2 protein-coding genes and 2 pseudogenes are annotated in these 5,002 nt (G+C 38.6%); all 4 read right to left on the bottom strand.

Translation table 11 applies throughout. From position 1 onward, the window contains the following. Positions 1 to 221 (bottom strand): annotated as a pseudogene (locus FOT98_RS29375) (hypothetical protein); the annotation flags it as partial. A gap of 164 nt (positions 222 to 385) precedes the next feature. Further along, positions 386 to 961 (bottom strand): hypothetical protein, encoded by a 576-nt coding sequence (locus FOT98_RS29370; protein WP_033656677.1) that lies wholly within the window; start codon positions 959 to 961, stop codon positions 386 to 388. Between the two features lie 16 nt (positions 962 to 977). Continuing rightward, complete coding sequence (locus FOT98_RS29365; protein ID WP_000081395.1) at positions 978 to 3,191, bottom strand: lysozyme family protein; 2,214 nt, start codon at positions 3,189 to 3,191, stop codon at positions 978 to 980. After that, a pseudogene (locus FOT98_RS29360) lies at positions 3,188 to 5,002 on the bottom strand (hypothetical protein); the annotation flags it as partial. The gene FOT98_RS29365 and the pseudogene FOT98_RS29360, both read right to left, overlap by 4 nt.

The following is a 5,002-nucleotide window of genomic DNA, read 5'->3' as shown; positions in this document are numbered from 1 at the left end:
CAGATGAATATAAATCCATTGCTCATGTCTTCATAACCATCTAATCCTGTTACAATATCTAAACTGTGCATCCAAACTGTGATACTATCCCAATTTGTGATCAACAGGTATCCACTACCTACTAATAAAGCCCAGCCAAATAATGTCCCTAAAAGCCCCGAGCCTCTTCCAGAAGAATATCCTGCAAAATAGTTTGCTGCGGTTCCAAATAATAATCTCATTCTTTTTACCTCCACATCTATATCATTTCACTAATATATATAAATATCATTTAACCATAACTTTATTATATCAGAAGATTATGAATATTCAATAAATATTTTTAGGTACTCTTTATATTTTTTAATAAGGGTTGTGATTTTTATTCACAACCCTTATCTTTCAGTTAATCCACAGGTACTTCTTCTTGACCATGTGGTATTTGTTCAATTGGTGTTACAATTTGCGCATACTGATTTACCTGAATTTTAAATTGTCGTGGTTCCAAGAAGTTTACCTGTTGTATTAAAACCTCTATATGAAATGTATCTACTTTTTTCCCACGGTCAATTTTGGTAATACGTGCATTGTAAAACTTATCTCCTTTTAGGAAATATCTTTGAACAGCTTCTGTAGCAAGCATACGTTCATTACTTGTCATTTTCATTGGTTCAATACCAAATCCAGCCTTAGAAAACAAATACGGAACATCATAACTACTATTAGAAATTTTTAGTAGTAAATCCTCTACAGTTTTTGTTTTCGCAATATATTCTTCTTCTTTTGTATCAAATCCCTTTGGTTTATCTCCAAGTATCTCGATTTCATCTTGATTTACTTGTTCTTCCTCTTGCACTTGTGATTTCAGCATATAATCATGAATGGTATTATAGGTGGCAACACCTGCCACTAATACGATAATCCCCAATATGACCAAGTACTTACGAGGCATATTGGATAAAATGTTGATTATTTTCTTCATCTACTCTCGTCCCTTATCAGTCTATTACATTACGGATTTGCGACATATGTTGTCCTCTTGCCGTATAGTTTAGACCTGTAATTTGTACACCCTTATTATCACCAATATGAATCATTTTCTGATTCCCTAAATAAATAGATACATGGTTAGGATTTTCATAGAAAATTAAATCTCCTGGTTGTGCACGACCGATATCTGGCACCTGTTTTCCTTGTCCAATTTGAGCGCCTGTCCAATCTCCTAGCTGGACACCTATACTGGTTTTAAACACATATTGTGTGAATCCAGAACAATCTGCACTACCTGCAGCTGGATTTCTAGCACCGGATACATAGCTCACTTTCCCTTGTCCAACCCATTTTTTTGCTTCTTCCAATACCTTTTGTCGTTTAGCATTTGCCATTGTAGGAGAACCACCAGATGATAACCCCGGATCATCATTTTTCTTAAAGAATTTCATTGGATCCGTTGGTTGGTCGTTAATACGAATTTGGAAATCTAAATGGACGGCGTATCCATTCATATTAAGTAAACCAGTATCTTTATTATAGTTAGAACCACCCATCTCCCCAATAATTTGCCCTTTTGTAACCATAGTTCCTGGTGCAACTGATATTTTACTCAAATGTAAGTAACGAGATACAATACCATTTCCATGATCTACATAGACACCTAGACCACCACCATTTACATTTCCTGTTTGGGCTGTTACAATACCTACTTCCATTGACCATACGGGGTCTCCAGCTTTTCCAGCAGTCATGGCTCCAATATCAACCGCATTATGTTGTTTTCCACCACGAACTGCATCAAACGTATCTGTAATACGACCTGATTTCGTTGGCCATTTCCAACCTTTATCAGAAATCCATTCGCCTGATGCGTCTGCCACACACCCTAAATCTTTGTAATACTTCAAAACTTTAGAAACGTACGTGTAATCCCCGTAGCACGCGTTAACCTTTGTCCTGAAGTTATTTGGATCGGAGCAACCAGCTGGGTTTAAATGATTCTTACTTCTTGAGAACTCAATGGCTGTTTCTTCTGAATAACCACCCTTCGCTAATGCATAGCTAATGAATCCTGACCCGAAATTATACGATTGTAATGCTAGGGCTATATCTCCATTCGCCTTTGCTAACACATCTTTAAATTCTTGTACGCCTGCTTCAATAGAAATGTTGGGATCTTTAATACATCCTACACGTGCATTCCCCTTTACACCTATACAAGATGGACTCATGTCTCCATAATGCCCCTCTGAAGCCTGCATCGGGTCATTTCCTGCTCCACCTGATTCCTGCATCATTTGGGCAGCCAAAATACCAACATATTGAGCAACACCATGTTTTTCTGCCATTTCTTTAATTTTAGGAAGGTATCCTGTAACTTTTGCATTAAGGTTAACAGGCTCTCCACCAGGACTCACATTACCTACACACATACCACCAATAAATCCACCAGTAGTAGGAGCAAGATGTCCATATAGCCCTTCTAACATCCCTGCGGCTAATATCTCACGAGCACGGTCTTTTTGACTCTCACTAAATTTTGCAAGTTCCATCGCTTTATCTAAACCGTGAGAAGATACTGTTACCTTTTTACTTCCGCTTGCATTAATTTCATCTATTTTTTTCTTAAAATCTGTATCTCCCAATATCTTTTTTACATCTGGTCCGGAATAACTTTCAGATTTTGTTTTTTGCATCTCCTTTTTCTTTTTTTCACAAGGACCATTCGGTCCTGCCTCACATACCTCTTTTTCCGTATATTCTTCATATTGGATATCCAAGAAATATGATATAGCATCATGCGGATCTTTACCAGTCAAATCGTTATCATACCGCGCCATGTCAAAAGCGACAACCTCTTTCCAATCCGCGTTTAGAGCCATTGCAATTTCTATATACTTTTTCACTTGTTCCTCTGTTTTACTTTCATCATCGGTAAATGGTACAAAAGATGCTAAAATAACACACACCGTAATAATAAGAGCCATAATACAAGCAACAGGTAATCCTACGGCTCCCACAATGGCTCCTACAATTTTCACTACACCAGCTTTTAACAGTTTGGCAGCAGCTTTCGCTGCCGCCCTCCCTGCTTTTCCTGCCATTTTTGCCATTTTCCCACTTGCCTGCATCCCTTTTTTCTTAATAAAGTGAGATGTCGCATCTTTTAAAGGGTTACTTTTCTTCTGATTATTTGGATCGTTAGGATTTTGACTCATAGACTTGTCACTCCATACTTTCCATTTTCATTATTTCTGCTTCTTCGCTGTGCTAGGCGAGGGTTTGGCGCAAATGGAATCAGGTTTTGTGGATCATGTTCTGATAAATTCAAATGTGTCTCTGTGCGTACAACTTCTTCCTGTGTATGAGTTACTAGGATTTCTTCTCTAGGTTTAATACTGCTATCTTGCACTTCACAAACCCTTTCAATCCTTTGATTTGCTTGTAATCGCGTATCTCCTTTTCCGAACGGAGAAATACGTGACACTGTGCCATCTGTTGTGGTAGCGACCATATAACTACGATCTCTTTCTACCACCATTTGCACATTCTGGTATCCCCCTTGGTCTAAATCAGACATATAGAAGTGACCATTGTCTACCTTATGACTTACTGTAAGTGGCGGTTCAGTAAATACTGGTTTCTGTTGTAAAGGTCTTTGATTTTGATTTCCTACTAATTGATTTGGATTAATATTGATAGAACGATTGATACTAATTTTCCCGCCACTAGAATCTTGAATATACGCTGGCATAGCTTTCATACCATTACGATGCTGTGTTAATTGACCGTCTGAAATATTTAAATCTTGATATACCACTTGTCCCGAACGAATACTACTATCTCCACTACCATAACGAGATACAACTTGTGTCATTCCACTGGAATCTTTCGCTTCAATCCATGATTTATTATTTGTCGTAACAAGACGTACTGCACCTTGAGCAACTGATTGTCTTCCAGTAGCATCCGTTGTTGTTGGTACCATTTTCAGAATCTCTTGAATTTCTGTTGCCTCTGCTTGGACAGCTTTGTTATAAGGATTATGTTTGCTTACCGTACGTGCAGTTGCTTGATAAGCACCTACACCACCAATTACACCTGCTGCATAGCTTAATCCTTTTGTCACATTGTAATGGCGTTCTGCTGCGTTACCTCCTAACGAAGTATGAACGGCAGCTGCAGTTCCACTCATCACTCTTTGTACTGCATTTCCACCAGCCTGCTGAACAGCACTAGACGCATTAAAGTATGCTTGTGATACATTTTCCATTCCTTTTGTATGCACGAGATGTTTGGCACCTTCCATCATACTTACACCAACCATCTTACTTTGCTGTGTCATACGTCCCACTGCAGAAGTTGGAATCGTCATTTTCCCAGCACTTTGCGAAATATTTGCTACACTAGCTGATGCATCCGCATACGAGCGCTCAATTTCAGAAACAGACAGATTCCCTGCACGTGCCATACTCGCTTGCGTTTGTGTAGCTGCAAATACAGCTTTATTGATTGCGCCACCTGTCGCAACACCGTGTGAACGAACCCCTTGAATCGCACTAGTAATTCCAGAACCTACTTGTTGACTCACTGTTCCAAGACTAGCATGACTTTGTAAACCTTTCGTTAATTGCGAAGCAAAGGCACCTTTATTAATATACGATTGATTATGTAGACTCTTACCACTCGTATCTTTTGCCTGTATTGGCATCGCCCCCGCTTGTACCGCCGCTTGCTGAGCGACTGCTTTAAATTCATTACCTTTATCATTTAAATGAGATTGCCAAGCTTCTACTTTTTGCGTTTGAGACATAGTTGGAGACAAGTTTTTCATAAAGTTTGCTTTGTTCTCTGCTGCATATCCTTGTTTAAATGACTCTGTAGATGCTTGTACTAAATTCCCGACATTACTTACACCTTTTTGTTTCTGATTTCCATATCCATTTGCTAAACTATGTGTTTTTACACCATTTACCGCTTTTTGAATGCCAGATACACTAGATACACCCATTGCATTTATATTTGGATT

Source organism: Bacillus sp. HY001 (genome assembly GCF_007558965.1).
In the GTDB taxonomy this organism is placed as follows: domain Bacteria; phylum Bacillota; class Bacilli; order Bacillales; family Bacillaceae_G; genus Bacillus_A; species Bacillus_A mobilis.
This window is presented reverse-complemented; position numbering and strand designations above follow the sequence as displayed.